The following is a 21,982-nucleotide window of genomic DNA, read 5'->3' as shown; positions in this document are numbered from 1 at the left end:
TTTTTTTCGTACCTTGCTTGAGACCAAAACAATGAATTTGTGGACAACGGAACGCTGATATATATCATTTTGACCATTGTGTTTTTTGTGATCCAGGCTTTGACCAAAAAGAAAAAGGACAAAGGGCAGGAGGATGTGGACTTACCGGAAGGAGAGGAAATGCCTCGCAAGCCTGTTTCTTTTGAAGAACTGCTTAAAGAAATCCGCCAAGATCAGCAGGAGCGGCAGTCAGACTTGGAGAAGGCTGGACAAAAATCCAGGAAGGAAGCCCCAGCACCGCCCAAAACCACCAATGAAGTACTGGAGAAAATCCCAGCCCAAGAGCGTCCTAAGCCAGAAACACAGTATTATGAGGGGACCTATCAGGCAGATCATGCCACGCATGGTGAAAAGTTGGTGAAGCTGGACGACCAAGTGGATCTCCACGATGATGAAAAACTATTGAAAGAAGTAGAGGATGTGGCCGAGGATAAAAAAGGGACCAATCGCTATCGAAGGATGTTAAAAGATCCGCAAACGCTGAAAGATGCCGTAGTGGTTTCTGAAATCCTAAATCGTAAGTACTAGGGCGCAATTTTTTATTTTTCGGAGCAATGATGCACCATCAAGGCTCCATGACAAAGCAATTATAAGTTCCTTTCAGGCTGAAAGCCCAGCTCAGCACTACGGTAAACCCCTTCTTGATGATCAATGGGATCAAGCAATATTTCTGTGGGGATGAATGTTGACATGTTCTTATAAAAGAAAATTTCATACCGTTAAAACGATGGACTTCCTCCACAGGGCAAACGCCTTTTAAAAAAAATCCTATTTGCATTTATATCTGCCGTTCCTACGGAACTTACCCTTTTGTGTGCAATCATTTTTGATGTAGGTTGTCACTTGCTCCTTCTATATGCCCCTTCGCCAAGGGCGGATTAGGCAGGATGCTCAGTTGCCAGCGCGTATTCAGGGTTTAACCTCAACCAAGCCAACCATTTTGCATGAGCAGATAGCTGCGACGCCTTGTACGATCCAAATCAACTAATCACTCTCAGCCTATTCCGCCATTCGGCACCATAGGCTACTGCAGTTTCCAATGTACAAATCGGGGCAAAGTGCCAGCGGCACGATAAATTTTGTAACCTGTGGATTCATCCGCAGGAACTTAAGCACTCTTTAACCTCCCGAAGGAGTGCCAGCGGCACGGATGATAGCTCCTTTACACGAAATTAGCACTAAATGCGTTTGCCAAACTTGAAAACCATCAGGGAAATCACTTTTAGCCCCTTGAAGTCCTTTAATTCAGGCTGACATCTCTTTACTAATAGTTAAAAAGTGTTTGCCCTGGGGGAACCACCAATTTTCATTATGGTGTAAATTGCCCCAAGCTTTACCGCTTAATCCAATCTTAAGGCCAAGCGCAAAAAAAACCGCTGATCAAACCAGCGGTTTTTCTTTTTAAGGATTAAAAATTAAAAGTTAAGTAATTTTTATTACTTCGAGATATAAAAAAGTGAAACAGTACTTCTAAGGTACGAGATAATTTCATAAAACAAAATACCGTGATTACGGTATTTTTTGTTTTATAATGTAAATGAACGTTTGGAAATCATATTTTGCTTTTGATCTTGTGAATATTACCTATATCAAATTTAAATTGCCAGTTTGGGTTGAAGGGAGTGTTTATCCTGTTTGATGGGGTTGGGAGAATTGTTTTTTGGTGGGGGATTTGTCTAGATACAGAAAAATGGAGCCAGAAATCAAAAGAATTGGGCGAATAAATAACCTAGGCCTTCGATAGAAATTTATTTATTGTATTTTTGCAGTAAAATAGAAGGAAAGAACCCATGTTTGATAATCTTAGTTATAAACTAGATAGAGCGTTTAAGACCCTTAAGGGGACCGGTAAGATTACCGAAATCAATGTCGCGACCACCGTAAAGGAAATCCGTAGGGCGTTGATCGATGCAGACGTAAACTATAAAGTAGCGAAGGAGGTTACTGATACGATCAAGAGCGAGGCACTTGGAAGGGATGTATTGATCTCTGTTTCTCCGGGCCAGTTACTCGTTAAGATTACGCAGGAAGAGCTGACCAAACTGATGGGGGGAACCAAAGAGGACATCAACCTCAAGGGTGATCCCAATGTGATTTTGATCTCAGGGCTCCAAGGTTCTGGTAAAACCACCTTCTCAGGTAAGCTGGCCACGCACCTGAAGAAACAAGGACGCCAGGTGCTTTTGGTAGCCTGTGATATTTATCGTCCTGCGGCCATTGAGCAGCTGAAGACTTTGGGTGAGCAGATCGGAGTAGAGGTTTACGCTGAACCAGAAAATAAAAACGCTTTGGATATTGCTTCCAAAGCCATTGCATACGCCAAAAAGAACGGAAAGAAAAACGTCATCGTCGATACGGCAGGTCGTCTTGCGGTCGATGAACAGATGATGAATGAGATCTCGGACTTGAAGGAAAACCTAGATCCTGCCGAGACACTTTTCGTCGTAGACTCCATGACTGGTCAGGATGCGGTAAATACTGCAAAGACCTTTGATGAGCGATTGGATTTTGATGGGGTAGTACTGACCAAACTGGATGGTGATACCCGTGGTGGTGCCGCCATTTCCATCCGTCACGTCGTGGATAAGCCAATCAAGTTTATTTCCACAGGCGAAAAAATGGAAAACCTGGACGTGTTCTACCCGGACAGGATGGCCCAAAGGATCCTGGGGATGGGAGATGTGGTGTCTTTGGTGGAGAAAGCACAGCAGAGTTTTGACGAAGACGAAGCCAAGCGGATCAATGCCAAAATCCGTAAGAACCAGTTTAATTTTGATGATTTCCTTTCCCAAATAGAGCAGATCAAAAAGATGGGGAATCTAAAGGATTTGATGGGTATGATCCCAGGGATGGGGAAAATGATCAAAGGCCTGGATATAGACGATGATTCTTTCAAACCCATAGAAGCCATCATCAGGAGTATGACCCCATTGGAAAGAGAGAACCCTGATGTGATCGATGGAAGTAGGAGAAAACGAATTGCAGATGGAAGCGGCAGGTCTATTCAAGAGGTCAATAACCTTATGAAGCAATTCCGGGACATGAGAAAGATGATGAAGCAAATGAATAAAATGGGAGGTGCCCAGCGTGCATTGGGAAACCTTATGCCTAACAATATGGGAGGCAAATAGTAAAAAATACTAATTCAAATTTTATAAAAAAATCCAGCAGGAATCAACCTGCTGGATTTTTTTATGGATAATTGATCTTCAGTGATTAAGCTTCCACGTTTCCAGGGACGCTGGAGACTTTCATGATTTCATGAAGATCTTCATCGGTAATTTCTTTTTTCATATCGGCATGTTCAAGGAAAAGTTGGTAGATGTCATCCAACTGAAGCTTGGTAATGGTATAACCAATTTTATGGAGCCTGAAAGCCAATGCCGCTCTACCACTTCTAGCCGTTAGGACAATCATGGATTCGGTTACCCCTACTTCTTCCGGGTCAATGATTTCGTAAGTTTCGCGGTTTTTGATGACACCGTCTTGGTGAATACCGGAAGAGTGGGCAAAGGCATTCGACCCTACGATGGCCTTATTGGGCTGCACGTGCATTCCCATACGTTCAGAAACGAGTCTGGAGATCGGGTTTAGCAGTCTGGAATTGATTTTATTATAGACGTTGAGTCTAGGGTGCTGTTTCATGATCATGGCGACTTCCTCAAGAGAGGTGTTGCCGGCTCTTTCTCCAATGCCGTTGATGGTACATTCGATTTGGCGTGCTCCGTTCATAACGGCAGATATGGAGTTGGCAGTGGCGAGTCCGAGGTCATTATGGCAGTGGGCCGAGATGATGACATTCTCTATGCCCTTTACATTGTCCATGAGGTATTTTATCTTGGCACCGTATTCATCTGGCAGGCAGTAGCCAGTGGTGTCAGGAATGTTTAGGACGGTAGCACCGGCTTTGACCACTGCTTCGCAAATGCGAGCAAGGTATTCGTTGTCTGTTCTTCCGGCGTCTTCGGCATAGAACTCGACGTCTTCTACAAAAGATTTGGCATGTTTTACAGCTGCTACGGCCCGTTCCAGGATCTGATCAGGCGTACTCTTAAATTTATATTTGATATGGGAAGGGGAAGTACCGATTCCTGTGTGAATTCGAGGTCTTTTGGCATATTTTAGGGCTTCAGCAGCCACTTCTATGTCCTTGGCCACGCCACGGGAAAGGCCACAGATGATCGGTTCAGAAACGCTTTTAGAAATTTCTACGACTGATTTAAAGTCTCCTGGACTGGAAATCGGAAAACCTGCCTCGATCACATCCACGCCCAGACTTTCCAGCTGTCGTGCAATTTCGATTTTTTGCGGGGTGTTCAACTTACAGCCAGGGACTTGCTCTCCGTCCCTTAAGGTGGTGTCAAAGATCAATACTTGTCGTTTATCCATAATCTGAGTTTTTATTCTAAAATCTAAAGTAAAATCTTATGGTTTGATTGTAAATTGACTTACCTTTATTTGTCCAATGTCTGAATGCGATATGTTTTATTTAAATAACTGTATTACAGTTGTTTAGGTGTAAAAATTTACCGATGTCTGATAAAGAAAAAGATAGTGTATTTATTTTAATTAAATCCCTGAGTGCTTCTGAGAAGCGTGGGTTTAAGTTGTACGCGAAGCGATTTGGAGCAAATGAAAATGCCAAGTTTGTAAAGCTTTTTGATGTCATGGACAAGATGCAGGTGTACGATGAGCCGTACCTGATCGCAAAGACGCCGGTGACCAAGAAGCAGCTGGCCAATATGAAGTCGCATTTGTACAAGCAGATTTTGGTGAGTTTGCGACTGATTTATGCTGATCATAATGTGGAATTGCAGCTAAACGAGCAAATTGATTTTGCTCGTATCTTATATAACAAGGGACTTTATAAGCAAAGCTTGAAGCTGCTGGATAAGGCTAAGCAGACTGCAAAGAAATACTTTTTGGATACCATCATGCTGCGGATAGTGGAACTGGAGAAGGTAATCGAGTCGCAGCATATTACCCGCAGTATGCGCGACCGGGCGGAGATATTGGCCAATGAGGCCAAAGACCTTGTCGGCAGTGCTTCGCTAAAGAACACCTTGAGTAACCTCTCGCTACAGCTTTATGGGCTTTATCTCAAAATGGGGCATGTCAAAGACGAATACGACAGGAGGTTGGTAGAAGCCTATTACCTCAAAAACATGCCAGATTACGAACTGGATAAGTTGAACTTTTACGAAAAACTGTACCTCTTTCAGTCACAGGTTTGGTTTTACCATATTTTACAGGACTTTCCGCTTTGCTACCGGGCGGCGCAGCGATGGGTAGGGCTGTATCAGACCCATCCACAAATGAAAAAAGTGGCCACAGGTAATTACCTGAAAGCCTACCATTACTTGTTGGATACGTTGTTCTATTTGCAGCAATACGATCGGTTTATCATCGTTTTTGAGCAGTTTAAAGACAGTTTGGAAAATGATGATTTTAGGATGGATGATAATTGCAGGATATTGGCTTTCCTCTATTTTTATTCCAATAGCATCAACTATTATTTCTTGATTGGTGACTTTAGTCTGGGTGTGGAGAAAGTGATACCTTCCTTGCTTAAAGAAATGAAAGACCTTCGGTCAAAGTTGGATGTTCACCACGTGGTCGTGCTTCACTATAAGATCGCGTGTTTGTATTTCGGAAGTGGTGACAATTTAGGGGCCATCAGGCATTTGGATGAGGTGATCAGCCATACTGGGGATGGGCTCAGGGAGGATTTGCAGTGCTTTGCTCATATTCTTAAACTGATCGCCAGTTATGAGGAAGGCTTGGACGATAATTTGGAGCAACAGATCAGGAATGTCTATCGTTTTCTGATCAAAATGCAAGATTTGCATTTGGTACAGCAAGAGATGATGCAATTCGTCAGAAAGCTCAACAGGATTTATGAATATGAGCTGAAATCTGCCTTTAAGGAGCTGAGGGATAAGCTGATACAGTACGAAAATCATCCATACGAAAAGCGGGCTTTCTTGTATTTGGACATCATTTCTTGGCTGGACAGCAAAATCCAAAACCGCCCGGTGCAGGAGGTGATCAGGGAAAAGTTTCAGCAGAAAATGGTAAGAGAAAAGTGAGGTTTAAAGTATGAAGTAGTAAGATTAGAGAAAAAGGGTAAAGAACCAAGACTAGTTTAACTTGAAAATTTACTACTAGCAGTGATTGCCTAGTAGAGAATAGTTGGGGCATGCCATGTGAAGGAGTAAAATAAGAATCAGCATCATGATATAATGTTGTGCTTGGGCAAAGGATACTGATTCACAAATCCAGCACAATATTTCTACTCCAATTGATAAAGTAGTTATTTATCAAACCTGTAAAACAAGAATATGGTAGTAATGAAAAGATATAATTATCATTTAATACTAATGTTACTAGTAATTTTCTTTACTATTTTTTTATGGCTAGTAGGCGAATTTGATGAATTTCCTCGGCAGGATATAAATTGCAAGTTACATCATGATTTTTTTAATGAAAAAATCACTGATGGAAGGGTTAAAGAAAAATTCATTGATTATAATAATCATGGATATAAGATTGTGAAAATTGAAAATGGGGATGATACTTATGAAGTACATTTTGATCTGGAAGAGAACAACAAAGATTTTGAAAAATTGGAAGTGTCGGATATAGTGAATAAGTCTAGTAATTCATTTATTCTTGAGGTTAATGAGGAATATACTGTTAAATTAGGATTTACTTGTCTATATGATACTATTCCTTCCAATTAACAAAGATGATAACTCTTTTAATTCATTAGTTTTAGGACAGCGGAAATATCTTCTTTGGTGGTTCTGAAGTTAACAAAAGCCGCCCTGATCGCTTTCCTTTCCTTATAAACAGTAGGCGTCATAAATACTTTTCCTGTGGCGTTTAATTTATCTAAAAAGGAAATGGACTCTGCCTCATTTTTTAAACAAAAGCAAACCGTGTTCAGCCTCACGGGGGCCAAGAGTTCACAATGCACATTCTCCTCAATAGCTTGGCCAAACTGCTTTGCCAATGAGATGCAGTTTTCCACGATTTCCTGATAGCCCTTACGTCCATACGAGGTGAGGGTAAACCAGGCCGGAAGGGCTTTTAGCCGTCTGGAATTTTCGGGCAGGAGGTTGAGGTAATTGAAATTGGCCATGGGGTCTCCCAGGTACGGTGCATTGGAGTTTTGGAAGGAAGAAACCTGGAGCAATTGGTGTTTTTCTTTTATGAGGAATATCCCGCTTTCATAGGGGACATTTAGCCACTTGTGGCCATCAAGGGTAATGCTGTCTGCGTTTTCCCAGTCGGTCAATAAATGCTCATGGGCAGGCGAACAAGCTGCAAACCCACCAAAAGCTGCATCTATATGCCACCAAAAGGGGTGTCTTTCCTTGAGCTTCGCTATGGCAGAAAAGTCATCAAAATCAACGGTATTGACAGTGCCAGCACTTGAAATAAGAATAAATGGTTTCCCATCGAGGCTTTCAATGGTACTTTCCAGGTGATCGATGTCCATTGCTTCCCTGTCGCCACTTTTGGTGTGGATGCTTATGATGTTTTTACTGCCCAATCCTAACATTGCCAAGGATTTGACAGATGAAGAATGGGGGGTGGCGGAGAGAATAGGAACGGTTTCACTCACCCCGTCTTTGGCAAAATCCTTCCCGAGCTGATGGCCTATCCATTGCCGGGCGGTGGCCAGACAGGTGAAATTTGACATGGTAGCACCGGAGACGAATCCCCCAAGGTAGTCTTTTGGTAATTGGAGTAGCGCTAGCAGCAAATGGATCGTTTCCTTTTCGATGATGGCAGACACATCACCATGGCCTTTGGTCGTTTGCGTATTCTGATCATAAATGGAGGTGAGCCAATCACCGGCGATGGCGGCGGGAGTGGTTCCTCCAGTGACGAAGCCCCAGAACCTCGGGCCTGAGGAGGCCACCATTAGGGGTTCGAAGCGCTCACTAAACAGATCGAGCGCATGCAGGGTGCCTGAGCCTTCTTCTGGCAATTCACCCATGTTGCTGACCTGGTGGTTTGAGGAAGTGGGTCTTTCTGCCAATGTGCTTAAATAGTCCATTGCTTTTGCTTGTACGGCAGTCAAAAGTGTTTCCAGCTGGTCAAGGTCATTTTCTATACTTTTGTGCATAGGTCGTCGGTTTGGTGAGATTAGCCCGATTCGTTGATTAACGAAAATCAGTAAACGTTTTTGTCTTCCTTATCGATCCACTCACGGAATACTTCTAAGGCTGCTTTGTCTGGAGCGTGGACCATCGAAATTTTCCTTTGTGCAGGGGGTAAAGGGAGTTCTTGGTAGATGAAATCATCATCAAATCCTGCATCAGCGGCTTCATGTCGCGTGTTTGCATAAAAAACTTTCGCGGGCCTGGCCCAGTAAATAGCGCCGAGGCACATGGGGCAGGGTTCACAGGAGGTGTAGATCTCACATCCTTCCAGCTGGAATGAACGCAAGGTTTTGCAGGCTTCCCGAATGGCCACTACTTCTGCGTGGGCCGTGGGGTCGTTGGTGCTCAGCACTTGGTTGTTCCCTTTTCCGATCACCACACCGTCCTTGACGATCACGCAGCCGAACGGACCACCTTTTCCGGAGGTCATTCCTTCTCGTGAGAGCCTGATGGCCATCTCCATAAATGTTTTTTGAAGCGCTTCCATGGGATAAAAATAAGTTATTACCGATCAAACAAGGATGATCTAAATTAGGACAGTTTTAGGAATAATAAAATTAAAAAAACAAAAAGTCAGGTCCTGATTTGTAGTGTGGTGGCCTTCTTGATTTGATGTTTAATAGTGAATTAACCAATCCACTTGTTCACAAATTGGAGGAAGTTTTCTTTGTAATGGTCACTTACCGTGATGGTCGTTTTACCGATGTTGACGGTGTTTCGAGTGATGGAGTCGATGTGGTCTAAGGAGATGATATAAGAACGGTGAATACGCATGAATTGGGTCTCAGGAAGAATGTCCTCCATATTTTTCAGACTGGTCAGGGATAGGAGTGGAGAAGGCTTTCCCACGAGGTGGACTTTTACATAGTCCTTATACCCTTCCAGGTAAAGGATATCCCTGAGCATGACCTTGACCAGTTGGTATTCCACCTTCAGGAAGATATAGTCTTTTTTGCTGGTTTCGGGGACGGCCGCTTGCTGTTGATTTTCGAAAAACTGGTAGGCCTTTGTGGCAGCCCTGAGGAACTCCTCATAGCTGAAGGGTTTAAGGAGGTAATCCAAGGCATCTACTTTATAGCCTTCCACTGCAAACTGATTATAGGCAGTGGTGAAGATGATGCGGGTACTTGAAATGGATTTGTTGCTCTCCAGGACCCTGGCCAACTCCATTCCAGAAAGGTCTGGCATCTGGATATCCAGGAAAATCAGGTCTACTTCATTTTTATGGGTGTGCGCAAGGGCGTCTATGGCATTTTCAAATTTACCTTCCAGGGATAAAAAGGCTGTTTGTTCTATAAAACTACAGAGCATTTTCAGGGCCAGGGGCTCATCATCGACAGCGATACATTTTAGTTTCATGCAAGATTGATTTTGAGGGTGACGCGGTACTCATTTTCTGCGTTTTGATCATCGATCAAGAGCTCATGCTTTTTATGGTACAATAAAGATAACCGCCTTTTGGTATTGGACAAGCCGATGCCATGCTGATGGGATTCTGGACTGCCCATGTTTTTGGGGACAATCTTATTGGAAGTTTCCAGGGTGAGGAGGTCGTTTTCTGTGTGAATTCTAATGGAAATGATCCCCGGATAACGACTGCTGACGCCATGCTTAAAGCAATTTTCCACAAAGGGCAACAACAGCATTGGAGCGACTACGCGGTCTTCGACGTGATCCTCAATATCCAGCTCGATCTGCACCTTTTCGGAAATGCGTAATTTCATCAGTTCGATAAAATCCTTGATAAAACCGATTTCCTTGCTGAGCAGTGTTTGGTCTTTTTCGGTTTCGTAGAGGACATAGCGCATCATTCTAGAAAGCTTGTGCAGGGCAATACGGGCACTTTCCACATCAATGCTGGTGAGTGAATAGATGTTGTTGAGAGTGTTGAAAAAGAAATGCGGGTTGATTTGGGCCTTGAGGTAGGATAGTTCAGAGCTGATCCGTTGCTGGTCAAGCTGCCTTCGGAGGGTTTCATCTGCCTGCCACTTTTGGACCGCTGCTATGCTCGTACTAATTCCTGCAGCCAAAAAAAGCACCAACAGCAAGAAAACATCAATGTAATCCTTTTTGGGTTTGTAAGGTTTATCATCGTCTGGATGAAATGCTTCGTGCATCAATTCCGGCAGTCGGATGAGCCGTTCGAAATATTCGACGGCATACATCAAGGTGAAACACAAGCCCAGGATGACCAGTAAGAAAAGCCAGTTTTTCCCATTAAAAAGGAGCTTAGGGACAAAGAAGTCTTTGTTGGTATAAAAGAATGCCACTAGCACGACCACTAAGGTCAGCTGTCTGTACCAGAACTCCACCGGTAAGGTGGTGTTCCATGAGAGCGGCCCCAATAGAAATAAAACTGCACCGATCAGGAGCCAAGCCAAGATATGGATAAGGATCGATACGTGTTTGTGCAGTTTAAGCCCTTCGTACATGCGTATTGGGTTAGTGAAGCAATAAACATAAAACAAAGTCGCCAAAACAGAAAAGATAATCTGCCATTTAGGCTTTTTTCCCTATGGATAGTGGATATGAGCCGTTAAAAGCGGTTCGTCGAACAGCTGCTTTCCACCCATCTACTGTAATGCCACTTTTGTCGATAAAGAACCGCTTGTCATCTATTCTATTTTTTAGTGTTTTCGATTAGGATTACTTTGCTTTTGAAATTTGTCAGCGCCCTCCAAATGCGTTGGCTAAATCTATTGATAGGATGATCAAAACTAAAGCAAAATACATGAAATTAACGATTCAAAATGTGGGCATCTTGATGCTCCTCCTTGTTGGGATGGGGAAAATGGCCCTTGCCCAAGAGGCTTCCAGCTCGAGTGGAAATGACTACCAGTTGACCGGAACCGTCGTAGCAGCCGAGGGTGGAGCACCCATAGCCTACGCAACAGTACTTTTGTTAGAGGAATCTACTGATAAGCAAGTGTCAGGAGGGGTCGCCGATGATGAAGGGAAATTCTTTATTACAGGATTTGGTCCTGGGACATATAAATTACAAGTAAACTTTGTCGGCTTTGCGCCTTATCAAAAGTCTGGGATCAAGGTGTCCAGTGGCCAAAAGAACCTGAGTTTAGGGAATATTGGGTTGGAAGAAGAGTCCGTATCACTGGATGAAGTAACGGTCCAAGGTCAGCGGGAGCTGATCACAGAAAAGGTGGATAGGACCATTTATAACGCGGAAAATGATAAGACAACCGTGGGAGGGGATGCTACGGACGTGCTCAGGCGTGTACCGATGCTTTCTGTGGACCTCGATGGCAATGTGTCCATGCGGGGAAGCAGTAACATCCGGGTGCTGATCGATAACAAACCTTCCACCATGTCGGCCAGTTCCATTGCTGATGCCTTGAAGCAAATTCCTGCCGATGAAATTAAGTCTGTAGAGGTCATTACTTCTCCATCAGCCAAATATGATGCTGAAGGTACGGGAGGGGTGATCAATATTGTCACCAAGAAAAATAACCTTCAAGGTACCTCGCTCAGCATCAATACCTCTGCCGGGATGAGAGGAAGTAACCTCGGCTTGAATGCCAGTGCCAGAAAGGGGAAATGGGGATTTAACTTGGGCGGTTTTGGTCGTGCAGGTTATAATATTAATGGGGCCTTTGAAAATAGCCAGCTGGTAACCAACCCCGATGGATCGGTTTCCAACATTCTCCAGACCACCGACACCCGTTCCAATATGCTAATGGGGCGCTACAATTTTGGTGCAGACTATGAAATCGATAAATACAATTGGTTGGCGGCATCCGTTAATTTTGGGATGTTCAATTTTAAGAACAAACAGGACAACTTATTGACCGAAAATTACCTGGACGATGAGTTGATAAGCTCACTGATGAGGACAGTGGATATGGATAACCTGTCCAATACCGTGGATGTCAGTCTTAACTATACTCGGACATATGAGAAGCCACAAAAGGAATTCAGCATCATGGGACTCTATAGCCGAAATAACAGGACCAATGACTTTGTCCAAGCCTTATTGGACGGGAACTTTGAAGAGATAGCGCAGCGAACAAAAAATGAGAATGCTTCCAATAATCAAGAATTCACCCTTCAAGTGGACTATATTACGCCCCTTGGGGATGGTGAGGATCAGATTTTGGAATATGGAGCCAAAAATATCCTACGTAGGGTAAACAGTGATTATGCCTATTTTACGGCTGAAGGAGCAGATGGTGAATATGTGGAAAATGAAGATGCTGATTTCAGCAATGAGTTTGACTATGACCAAAATGTGACCGCAGGATACGTGTCATATACACAAGGCTTCCTTAAGCACTATACCGCGAAAGTTGGCGCCCGATATGAGTATACCACTATCAATGCGGATTTTAAGACAGGAGAAGAGCAGGCAGATATTCCGGATTATGGCGTTTTGGTGCCAAGTGTCAACCTAAGTCGAAAATTTGAAAGTGGTAATATGCTCAAAGCGGCCTATAACCGTCGGATCCAGCGTCCATCACTGCAGTTTTTGAATCCAAATATCCAAGGGGCTAACCCCACTCAAATTACCCAAGGAAATCCGTTGTTGGACCCAGAATACACTGATAATTTTGAACTGGCCTACAGCACCTATTTCAAGTCTGCCAGCATTAATATTTCCAGTTTTTATCGTAATACTACTGGCTCTATCCAGCCGATCAGAAGTGTGCTGGATGACGGAGTAATCTATACTACGTACGAAAATATCGGTAGTGAACAGGCCGTAGGACTAAACCTTTTTGCCAATATCAATGTGTCCAACAAGCTGTCCTTTAACGGAGGAATAGATACCTACTATGCCATGATCGATAACAATGTGGACGATCCCCTGTACAATGCTTCTAATGAAGGTTTTGTAGTAAGTGGCCGGATGTTCGGTAACTACAATATTACGGAAAGTTGGGTCTTGCAGGGCTTTGCATTTGCCCGGGGAAGAAGGGTAAACCTCCAAGGATATGAAACCGGCTTTGGCATTTATGGATTGAATATCAATAAACAATTTGCAGAGAAAAAGGGTAGTATTGGTTTCGGTGCGGAAAACTTCTTTACACCGGAATTCAAAATGGAAAATGAAATCGTTTCCCCGACCATCATCCAACACAGTACCAATTACATGCGAAACATGAACTTCAAGATCAATTTTAGCTATAGGATTGGTAAAATGAGTGTCTCTCCTCGAAGGAAAAAGCGCTCCATCGAAAATGAGGACCTAAAAGGTGGAGATAGCAATGGTGGAGGAATGATGGGGCCTGCACAATAAATAAAAACACTCTAAACCCTGGTTGGAGTACATGAGGATAAAACTCCTCTTAGTTAATGTTAAAAGGGTTAAACTGAAAAGCCTGTCGGATCATTCTGGCAGGCTTTTTTGGTTCATTTTCAGCTATTATAAAGCTGAACTCGCCACTACCATCGGATGAAGCCGGTCCTTGATTTTTGATGGTGGACTCCTTTGAATATGAAGCAAATGATTCGTGGTGACATAAAACCAGATTAGCCTAAAAGCTGTATATTAGCCTGTATAGAAAGAAATTGCGAAACTGCTTTTTTGAGGATGGGGAAGAATATCACACGTTATTTTTGGGGAGCACTAGCCTTGGTTTTCATGGGGGTGAATTTCCCCATCATGGCACAGCAAACGCAGGCTACCGAAGCTCCTTCCGCCGTTACGGCAAAAAACTATGTACATGGTTTCGGGGTGGAAATGAGGTATGCGCATGTTTTTCCCTCCAAGCCATTTTACAGGAGTGATGATACGGCTTATCGTTTGACCAAAAGTGCATTTTCAGCACACCTGCGTTATGGCTTTTATTTGCCAGAGGGTACCAGCCGCTATCGGGTGTATGGAGATACGTATTGGGGCATTGGGCTGGCTCCGTTTTACTTTGGCAATCAGGAGGAACTTGGGAATCCCGTGGCACTGTATCTTTATCAAGGGGCACGGATAGCCAATCTTTCACGCACCATTACTTTTAATTTTGAATGGAATTTCGGGCTTTCGGGCGGTTGGCAACCTTACGACCCAGAAAGCAACCCAAACAATAAAATTGTCGGCTCCCGCTACAACGCATTTATCAATACCAGTTTGCTGCTGAAATGGAAGCTCAGTAGTCACCTTGACGTCACCGCAGGTGCTGATCTCACCCATTTTTCTAATGGCAATACGGCCTTTCCCAATGCTGGAATAAACATGCTCGGAGGAAAGGTAGGGGCTGTATATCGGTTTGAGGATACGGAAAGGATGGACCGAAGACGGTTTTATTCCGCGCATAACTTTCCCCGCCATATCAGTTATGATGTAGTCCTGTTTGGCTCATGGAGAAGGAAGGGCGTAACGTATCTGGATGAAAAGATTCCCTCTCCTCATACTTACCCGGTAATCGGTGCAAATATCGGTGCATTCTATAATGTCAGTTATAAATTTCGAACGGGAATTTCAGTGGATCCGTTATACGATGGCAGTGCCAATGTGTACGCTGAAGATTATATCATCGGAACGGAACAGCCATTTGTTACCCCTGACCTAAAATATCAACTGGCCTTGGGAATGTCTGCCCGTGCGGAGTTTGTCATGCCGGTGTTTACGGTGGGAGTAGGACTTGGTACGAATGTCCTGCACAAAGGTGGGGATTTTAAAGGGACCTATCAGGTGTTTTCCTTAAAGACCCGCTTGGGGAGAAATGCCTTTGTCCACATTGGATATAACCTAAAGGATTTTAGCGAGGCCAATTTCCTGATGCTTGGGATGGGGTATACCTTTGGAAACAAGCGACCCAAGCTGAACCGGTGAATTTTCCCTTGCCATTAAAGCGAAGGTCGTTTAATCCCGTTTTAGGATGGTCCGTTCCTATGGGACTTCAGTTTAGCTGTAGCCAATTAGGTTCCAAGTGGACGTCTGTACCATACTTCATGCCTTGTACTACACCACTCTTTATAAAAGAAAATTTCATACCGTTAAAGCGATGGTTTTCCTCCACAGGGCAAACGCCTTTAAAAAAAATGTTCCTATTTGCATTTATATCTGCCGTTCCTACGGAACTTACCCTTTTGTGTGTAATCATTTTTGGTGCAGGTTGTCACCTGCACCTTCTATATGCCCCTCCGGCAAAGGCAGATAAGGCAGGATGCTCAGTTGCTAGCGCATATTCAGCGTTTAACCTCAACCAAGCCAACCATTATACATGAGCAGATAGCTGCGTCGGCTTGTACGATCCAAATCAACAAATCATTCTTTCCGCCTATTCCGCCATTCGGCAAGATAAGCTACTGCGGTTTGCAATGTACAAATCGGGGCAAAGTGCCAGCGGCACGATAAATTTTGTAACCGGATTCATCCGCAGGAACTCAAGCGCTCCTCAACTTCCCGAAGGAGTGCCAGCGGCACGGATGATAGCTCCGTTACACGAAATTAGTACTAAATGCATTTGCCACACTTGAAAACCATCAGGGAAATCACTTTTAGCAGCCCCTTGAAGTTCTTTAATTCAGGCTGACATCTCTTTACTAACAGTTTAAAAGTGTTTGCCCTGGGGGAACTGCCAATTTTCATTCTGGAGTAAAATGCCCCCAACTTTTCGGCTTGATCCCTAAATTTCTCCAGTGCACAAGAGTGTACATGCTGAAAAAGAAAAAGGCTATTTCAAATGATTTGAAATAGCCTTTAGCGTATCGTTTAATGAAGGATTACTTCACGTAAGTCACTTGCTTTACCGCTTCGATTGTCCTCTTTACATTTGGAAGCGTCGCTTCAATATAAGTAGGCGCGTAGCTCAATGGAATATCCATGGAATTCACCCTTAGGACAGGCGCATCCAAATAGTCAAACATGTTTTTCTGGATGTTGAAAGCCAAGTCAGTGGCCAAAGAAGAAATTGGGTTGGCTTCTTCTACCACTACACATCGATTGGTTTTCTTTACAGATTCGTAAACGGTGGCGTAGTCAATAGGACGAACCGTTCTTAAGTCGATTACCTCGGCTTCGATACCGTCTTTGGCAAGTTCTTCAGCCGCTTCCAACGCCACTTTCATGATTTTACCAAAAGAAACAATGGTCACATCTGCTCCTTTGCGCTTGATGTCTGCTACACCGATAGGTAATAAGTATTCTCCTTCTGGAACCTCACCTTTATCAGAATACATCAATTCAGATTCCATGAAAATGACAGGATCATCGTCACGGATGGCTGCTTTAAGCAGACCTTTTGCGTCATATGGGTTGCTAGGAACGACTACTTTTAGTCCTGGTGTGTTGGCAAACCAATTTTCGAAGTTAGAAGAGTGAGTGGCACCCAATTGTCCGGCGTTGCCAGTGGGACCCCTGAATACGATCGGTACATTATATGCACCACCAGACATGGCGTACATTTTCGCTGCTGAATTGACGATCTGGTCAATGGCCACCAAGGAAAAGTTAAAGGTCATGAATTCGATGATCGGACGAAGACCGTTCATGCCCGCACCTACGCCCAGTCCGGCAAAACCACCTTCTGAGATCGGGGTGTCGATGACCCTATCTGGTCCAAATTCATCCAACATGCCTTGGGTTACTTTGTAGGCTCCATTGTATTCGGCCACTTCCTCACCCATGAGAAACACGTTTTTATCGCGTCTCATTTCTTCGGACATGGCCTCTCTTAATGCTTCTCTAAATTGTATTTCTCTCATTTTTTAGCCAAAATTTTCGCTCGTAAAAATAGAAAGTAATCCATCAATTACCAAGTCGAATGCAGAATTAACCTAGGAATGTTACCAAGGTTTGAGGTTTTTAGGATTTGGTGTCTTGAGGGACGTACTTTCATAAAAGTAGGTGGTTTTGCTATCTAAGCTGTTGCTCAGTTAACCTGTCTGATGAAATATTGGGACTTACCCTAAATAAACGGTCTTAATATTCATGAATTCTTTAATGCCGTTTTCGGCCAATTCCCTTCCGTATCCGGATTTCTTGATTCCCCCGAAGGGCAAGTAGGGATTGGAAGCGACCATGGAGTTGATGAATACGGCGCCACTTTCGATCTTTCTGCTCAGTATGTCGGCTTTTTGGGGGTCTTGCGTCCAGAGGGAAGCCCCTAGCCCAAATGCCGAATCATTGGCGATGGCAATGGCCTCGTCCACGTCATTGGCCTTGAATACAGAAGCAACCGGTCCGAAGAGCTCTTCACGGTATGCAGGCATGTCCGGGGTGAGTTTGCCGAGAATGTAGGGCTTAATAAAAGCTTTGCCTTTTTCTGGTTTTGTTCCTTCTAGGATTACTTCAGCGCCTTTTTGGATTGATGCTTCCACTTGCTCGTACAGCTCCATGGCAAGGTCAGGACGCGCCATGCAGGCATAACCTGCTTTTTCATCAAGGGGATCTCCCGGAACATAGGATTCGATAGCCGATTTAAAGTGGGTGATAAATTCGTCATAAACCTCCTGTTCAATGATAAAGCGTTTGGCGGCAATGCAGCTTTGGCCAAAATTGATCATCCGGCCTTTGGCCGCGGTTTTTGCGGCTTCTTTCACATCTGCATCCTTCAAAACGATAAACGGATCACTTCCGCCCAACTCCAGCACCGTCTTTTTGATCTGTTCACCGGCTTGGGCCGCGATTTTTTGTCCAGCTTTTTCACTTCCGGTAAGGGTGGCGGCCTTTACATCAGGATGGGCAATGATGTTGGCGACCTTGTCCGATCCGATCAAGAGGCTTTGGAATACGCCTTCCGGAAATCCCGCTTGGGTAAATACTTCTTCGATGGCCAGGGCGCATTGGGGAACATTGCTGGCATGTTTGAGGAGACCTACGTTGCCTGCGGTCAGGTTGGGAGCGGCAAAGCGAAAAACTTGCCAAAAAGGAAAGTTCCAAGGCATCACGGCCAAGACTATGCCCAATGGGTTATAGACCACTTTAGCCTCCTTTCCATCGGGCAGTGCTATGGGGGCGTCAGCGAGCATTTCCTCGGCGTTCTCAGCGTAGTATTCACATACCCAGGCACATTTTTCTACTTCGGACTTGGATTCAGTGATGACTTTGCCCATCTCCAAGGAAATGATTTTGCCATATTTGTCGGTATTGTCGCGGAGCACTTGCCCGGCCTTTTTCATCAGGTCAGCCCTTTGGGAGATGGGGAGCTCTCGCCACGAAAGGTAAGCTTCTTGCCCTTTTTGGATGGCTGCCTCTACTTGCTGTTCTGTGTGGTCAGTAAATTCTTCTAAAAGTTCTCCAGTATATGGATTAATGGATTTCATAGGATTACGTTTTAAGGTTTTGCTTTCCAATATAAATGGCCGGTGATCCATAAGTCATCATTTCGATCCACTAGGAAAGGGAAGGAATCCTTTCGGCCATCCATTCGGCTATCAATTGATTTATCATAAATGATGGATACAGGCTTTCCCATCGCGGAGAGCGTCATTCTAACTTATGTAACAATCCCAGAGCCATGACAATTGTTTAAGCATAAACTGTTCCTAAACAAGAAACGATCATGGTGAGGTGTTCTGTTGATTTCATCATGATTGCTTCATAAACTGTTCTAAGCATTCCTGCCGGGTATGGGGCCCCTTATTGCTCACGTTATGCTTGAAGGGTTATTTTCCCATCACCTTTCGGATGGCTTTGAATATAAGCAATGCGATGAACCCTACGATCAGTCCAATGACAAAATCCTTGACCATACTGGGAATTCCAGGAGCGAAATGGTAAAGGTAGTCGATGTTATGGGAAAATATGCCTCCTGCCACCAGTAACAAGGCCAACGTGCCGATGATTCCCAAGGCTTTGATGACGATGGGAAGGGCATTGACCAGCCCTTTACCGAGGGTAAACGTAAAGCCAGATTGTTCTTCGCTTCTCGCCATAAGTTTATATCCTGCTTCGTCCATTCGCACGATCAAGGCCACGATGCCGTACACCCCGACAGTGGCCAGGATAGCGATAAAGGTGACGATGATGATCTGATTGATCAGTGGTTCGCCCACCACCGCTCCGAGGGCGATAATGACAATTTCCACAGATAGGATGAAATCGGTCACGATGGCTGATTTAATGCGCTCTTTTTCGACTTCCAAAATCTCCTCTTTGGTGCGGGTTTCCTTGATGGCTGCTTTTTTGGAATGGTGGTGAGGGACAAAGAAATGGTAAACCTTTTCAGCTCCCTCAAAAGCCAGGTAAACTCCTCCAATGAGTAAGATGATGGTAATCGCGGTAGGCAAAAACGAACTGAGGAGGAAGGCGATAGGTAAAATAATGAGCTTATTGACAAAAGACCCTTTGGAAATGGCCCAGAGCACAGGGATTTCCCTGGAGGAGGCAAACCCCGAGGCTTTTTCAGCATTTACCGCTAAATCATCGCCCAGTATGCCGGCAGTTTTACGGGTTGCTATTTTGGTCATGGAAGCCACATCATCCATCAGGGTGGCGATATCATCTAGAATTGCAAAAAAGCCTGAAGCCATAGTGTAAGTAAGGTTGTTGTTAAAAGCTTAAAAATAGTAAAATCCTTCATAGAAAAGAATGGAGATGGGTAATTCGCAGGGCGAACGCATTTAAAAAAGTATCACAGTTGGAATATATGTCTGTCGTTCCTATGGAATTTAGCTTCATATGTGCTACAATTTAGGGTGCGGGTGACGCTACCCCTACTGTTTTATATGATCCTCCGCAGAAAGCCTGATTTGACAGCATGCTCAGTTGCTGACTACAAAACTCATAAATTATTTATATGTATCCGCTGCATTACATGTAATCAAATGCACTACTGTTTATGCTTTGATCAGGCTTTCCTACTTTCCCCCCCCCGAAAGCTTTCGGGGCAGGCTATTGATGAAAAAGTAGGCAAAAAACTTGTCCGCCGTGGTGGATCTAGGCCATGGAGCATCCTTCAAATTAAGTGGTTTGGTTTACGAGTACGATTTCGTTTGCCTTAATTTGATTTTGTGCCAGTTGCCGTGGGCTAAAAATGAGTGGATCTCGCTTGTCCACTGCGCGAGCTAACTCATTTTCTCAACGACCCCATCAACTGTCCCAAAACCGAATGCTCCAAAGTCCGAACAATGGACTCAAAGTGAATACTTCGTTTCTATGAGACTGAGTGTTGCGTTACAGATACACATAAAATTCTTAAACTTATCCATACCATTCTCCCCACTTGGTCAGATAAGTTAGGTGGTTTATTCACCCTCTAAACCAACTGATGTTCTTGCTCTTTCAGTATTTGCCTGTGCTGCTACTCCTAATGAACAAACTGGGGTAAAGTGCCAGCGGCACGGATGATAGCTGCCCTACACGAAATATAATATTAAATGCGTTTGCCCTGGGGGAATTCGTCTTTATCTTTTGTGGCGTCGTTAAATTCCATTTCTTTGTTATTGGCTTGGTCATATCCAAGTTGGTCTGAGTTTATATTTGAGCAGCAACAATATGGTGAAAATAGCGTTAATTTCAGATTCCCACGGTTATATTGATGAAAAGACACTTTCCCATCTGCAGGATGTGGATGAAATCTGGCATGCAGGGGATATTGGCGATGAAAAAGTCATGGAGGCCTTGCCCAAAGGAAAAAAAATAAGGGCGGTCTATGGCAATATTGATGATTTGGCCTGTCAGCAAAAGTATCCTGAGGAATTGATTTTTGATCTTGAAGGTGCCAGGGTGATGATGGTACATATTGGTGGCAAGCCGCCCAGATACGCCACGGGAGTAAAGAAACACCTAAAAGAAATAAAGCCCACCATTTTTATTTGTGGTCATAGTCATATTTGTAAAGTGGAATTTGACAAGGAACTGGGCTGCCTGTATATGAATCCAGGGGCTATTGGCAATCATGGATTTCACCAAGTGAAGACCCTGCTGAAATTTGACCTTGAGGCTGGCCAACCAAAAAATCTCCGGGTCGTTGAATTAGGTAAGCGAGGGAGTGGGCGAGGGGAGTAGTAATCCGCCTATTGAAAAGAACCTTTAACCTACAAGGATGTTGTTATACGAAGAGATTGCCTTTTATGAAATGAATGCTTGGCTTCAGAAGATGAAGAAAAATCCATCTTTGGCAAACAGGATGGCCAAGGGTGTGCAGCATCGAATCAATAACATCATCCCGGAAAAGGTGCACCAAGCGATTACCTTTGCCATCGAAAAGATGGTCAAAGGGGTGCTTTTTGGATCTAGTTTTATCAATGCCACCTTGCCCGATGAGGTGATTTTTAAGAAGCGCGAGGAAAAAGTAAAAAGTAAAATCAAATGGTACAAGAGTACGGCCTCCGTGGAAGGAGCCATTACGGGAGCAGGAGGGATTTTGATGGGGTTTGCGGATTTTCCGGCTTTTCTCAGCATCAAGATGAAAATGATGTTTGAGTTGGCTTCACTGTATGGGCATGATGTGAAAGATTTCAGGGAGCGGCTTTATATCCTGCACGTGTTTCAATTGGCCTTTTGCAGCCAAAAGAAGCGAAATGAATTGATTGCCATCATTGAAAACTGGGAAAACCACAAGGAAACCCTGCCGGTAAAGGGGGACGGGTTTGACTGGAGAAGCTTTCAGATCGAATACCGCGACTATATGGACTTGGCGAAGCTAGCCCAGCTTATCCCGGTTATCGGGGCAGGAGTCGGGGCAGTGGCAAACTGGCAGCTTTCCGATCATCTCGGCAAAACCGCCATCCAATGCTACCGGCTGCGGTACTTTGCCCGAAAGGGAATGCTAGAGTGAGTCAGTTGGGAATTGAAAGATGCTATAATCAGATAAGCCTGCTGGCTACCCTCCAAGTTCTCCGGCGGGTAACCCGGCCTCCAAATGCGATAGCAG

Annotated in this window: 16 protein-coding genes; 8 read left to right on the top strand and 8 right to left on the bottom strand. The window is 44.2% G+C overall.

What is annotated here, in order from left to right; genetic code table 11:
* Window positions 1–39: 39 nt before the first annotated feature.
* Window positions 40–567, top strand: a complete 528-nt coding sequence (locus ECHVI_RS18650) for a large conductance mechanosensitive channel protein MscL (RefSeq protein WP_015267589.1) — start codon at window positions 40–42, stop codon at window positions 565–567.
* A gap of 1,262 nt (window positions 568–1,829) precedes the next feature.
* Window positions 1,830–3,170, top strand: coding sequence for a signal recognition particle protein (gene ffh, locus ECHVI_RS18645; protein ID WP_015267588.1), 1,341 nt, complete (start codon window positions 1,830–1,832; stop codon window positions 3,168–3,170).
* 85 nt (window positions 3,171–3,255) lie between these two features.
* Here ffh and ECHVI_RS18640 read toward each other — a convergent pair whose 3' ends face one another.
* A complete protein-coding gene (locus tag ECHVI_RS18640) occupies window positions 3,256–4,428 on the bottom strand; it encodes a 2-isopropylmalate synthase (RefSeq protein WP_015267587.1) in 1,173 nt (390 codons plus the stop codon).
* Between the two features lie 143 nt (window positions 4,429–4,571).
* On the opposite strand from ECHVI_RS18640, the gene ECHVI_RS18635 reads away from it, so the two are divergent.
* Entirely contained in the window at window positions 4,572–6,128 is a 1,557-nt protein-coding gene (locus ECHVI_RS18635; protein WP_015267586.1) for a hypothetical protein, read from the top strand.
* A gap of 261 nt (window positions 6,129–6,389) precedes the next feature.
* A complete protein-coding gene (locus ECHVI_RS18630; protein WP_157501529.1) occupies window positions 6,390–6,782 on the top strand; it encodes a hypothetical protein in 393 nt (130 codons plus the stop codon).
* Window positions 6,783–6,799: 17 nt separating this feature from the next.
* On the opposite strand, the gene ECHVI_RS18625 is transcribed toward ECHVI_RS18630, so the two are convergent.
* From ECHVI_RS18625 to ECHVI_RS18610, 4 genes are all read right to left on the bottom strand, one after another.
* Window positions 6,800–8,176, bottom strand: coding sequence for a pyridoxal phosphate-dependent decarboxylase family protein (locus ECHVI_RS18625; protein ID WP_015267584.1), 1,377 nt, complete (start codon window positions 8,174–8,176; stop codon window positions 6,800–6,802).
* A gap of 47 nt (window positions 8,177–8,223) precedes the next feature.
* Window positions 8,224–8,700, bottom strand: a complete 477-nt coding sequence (locus tag ECHVI_RS18620; RefSeq protein WP_015267583.1) for a nucleoside deaminase — start codon at window positions 8,698–8,700, stop codon at window positions 8,224–8,226.
* A gap of 140 nt (window positions 8,701–8,840) precedes the next feature.
* Entirely contained in the window at window positions 8,841–9,572 is a 732-nt protein-coding gene (locus ECHVI_RS18615) for a LytR/AlgR family response regulator transcription factor (RefSeq protein ID WP_015267582.1), read from the bottom strand.
* Window positions 9,569–10,645: a sensor histidine kinase gene (locus ECHVI_RS18610; protein ID WP_015267581.1), complete on the bottom strand. Its 1,077-nt coding sequence runs from the start codon at window positions 10,643–10,645 to the stop codon at window positions 9,569–9,571. The genes ECHVI_RS18615 and ECHVI_RS18610 overlap by 4 nt, the downstream gene beginning before the upstream one ends.
* Before the next feature lie 299 nt (window positions 10,646–10,944).
* On the opposite strand from ECHVI_RS18610, the gene ECHVI_RS18605 reads away from it, so the two are divergent.
* Together ECHVI_RS18605 and ECHVI_RS18600 are read left to right on the top strand one after the other, a co-directional pair.
* Window positions 10,945–13,464, top strand: a complete 2,520-nt coding sequence (locus tag ECHVI_RS18605) for a TonB-dependent receptor (protein ID WP_041740015.1) — start codon at window positions 10,945–10,947, stop codon at window positions 13,462–13,464.
* 294 nt (window positions 13,465–13,758) lie between these two features.
* Window positions 13,759–14,994, top strand: a complete 1,236-nt coding sequence (locus ECHVI_RS18600; protein WP_015267579.1) for an acyloxyacyl hydrolase — start codon at window positions 13,759–13,761, stop codon at window positions 14,992–14,994.
* Between the two features lie 893 nt (window positions 14,995–15,887).
* Here the strand turns inward: ECHVI_RS18600 and ECHVI_RS18595 are convergent.
* The 3 genes from ECHVI_RS18595 to ECHVI_RS18585 all read right to left on the bottom strand — a co-directional run bounded on the left by ECHVI_RS18595 (window position 15,888) and on the right by ECHVI_RS18585 (window position 19,637).
* Window positions 15,888–16,868 (bottom strand): pyruvate dehydrogenase complex E1 component subunit beta, encoded by a 981-nt coding sequence (locus ECHVI_RS18595; RefSeq protein WP_015267577.1) that lies wholly within the window; start codon window positions 16,866–16,868, stop codon window positions 15,888–15,890.
* A 198-nt stretch (window positions 16,869–17,066) separates the two neighbouring features.
* A complete protein-coding gene (locus ECHVI_RS18590) occupies window positions 17,067–18,428 on the bottom strand; it encodes an NAD-dependent succinate-semialdehyde dehydrogenase (RefSeq protein WP_015267576.1) in 1,362 nt (453 codons plus the stop codon).
* A 342-nt stretch (window positions 18,429–18,770) separates the two neighbouring features.
* Window positions 18,771–19,637 carry a DUF808 domain-containing protein gene (locus ECHVI_RS18585; RefSeq protein ID WP_015267575.1) on the bottom strand — a complete coding sequence of 289 codons (867 nt, stop codon included), beginning with the start codon at window positions 19,635–19,637 and terminating at the stop codon, window positions 18,771–18,773.
* A 964-nt stretch (window positions 19,638–20,601) separates the two neighbouring features.
* Between ECHVI_RS18585 and ECHVI_RS18580 the strand changes: the two genes are divergently transcribed.
* Window positions 20,602–21,114 carry a metallophosphoesterase family protein gene (locus ECHVI_RS18580; protein ID WP_015267574.1) on the top strand — a complete coding sequence of 171 codons (513 nt, stop codon included), beginning with the start codon at window positions 20,602–20,604 and terminating at the stop codon, window positions 21,112–21,114.
* A gap of 37 nt (window positions 21,115–21,151) precedes the next feature.
* Window positions 21,152–21,886, top strand: coding sequence for an EcsC family protein (locus ECHVI_RS18575; RefSeq protein ID WP_015267573.1), 735 nt, complete (start codon window positions 21,152–21,154; stop codon window positions 21,884–21,886).
* The last annotated feature ends 96 nt before the right edge of the window (window positions 21,887–21,982 follow it).

This window comes from Echinicola vietnamensis DSM 17526 (genome assembly GCF_000325705.1).
GTDB classification, from domain to species: Bacteria; Bacteroidota; Bacteroidia; order Cytophagales; family Cyclobacteriaceae; genus Echinicola; species Echinicola vietnamensis.
This window is presented reverse-complemented; position numbering and strand designations above follow the sequence as displayed.